Source organism: Pseudoalteromonas sp. TB25 (assembly GCF_000497995.1).
Lineage (GTDB): Bacteria > Pseudomonadota > Gammaproteobacteria > Enterobacterales > Alteromonadaceae > Pseudoalteromonas > Pseudoalteromonas distincta.
This window is the reverse complement of record NZ_AUTI01000002.1, coordinates 1-578: the sequence shown is the minus strand read 5'-3', so window position 1 is coordinate 578 and position 578 is coordinate 1. Positions and strand designations below refer to the sequence as shown.

The 578-nt window shown below is 32.5% G+C and carries 1 protein-coding gene; it reads right to left on the bottom strand.

Annotated features, from left to right (window positions below; translation table 11 throughout):
- Positions 1 to 120 (bottom strand): cold shock domain-containing protein (locus tag L652_RS0100030; protein WP_029770065.1); only part of this gene is annotated, 120 nt, incomplete at its 3' end.
- Positions 121 to 578: the final 458 nt, after the last annotated feature.

The following is a 578-nucleotide window of genomic DNA, read 5'->3' as shown; positions in this document are numbered from 1 at the left end:
CTTGCGGCTCATATGTTTGAGCGCTGAAATGTGTATAAAGGTGTCGTGCTCTAGGGTGTCTGATTTAATAAAACCAAAGCCCTTTTCGTCATTCCACGCTTTTAACAATCCTTTGTTCATGTATTTACCTGTGCTGATTAAGCTGCGATTACGCAAATTCCATTTAAGTTAACACTTGTTAGTATACGTTCCTAAATTGCTACCACGCAACCAAATATTCATATTATGTTAATTTAAATATTCTAATTAGTTGGCAAAACACTTAACCGTATAGGAAAAATATCGAGCTTTGAGCTTTAAAATCAGGAAAAAAAATCGCGTGTTTTATTTTATAAATTACGGCCATTTGTCCTTTATTCTACGACTGCTAACTTTTGCAAAGCGATTAGCTTAACAGCATGTTTACACTCGATTTTGTCATTAATTATTTCTATCTCAATTAACCGTTTTTAGTACGATTTTTCATTCGTTATTTACTTAATTTACCTATACAATCCACACCTTATTTTTACGCACGTATTTTAAGTGATTATCTCATGTTACTAACCGTTGTTTATATTATTGGTATTACCGCAGAA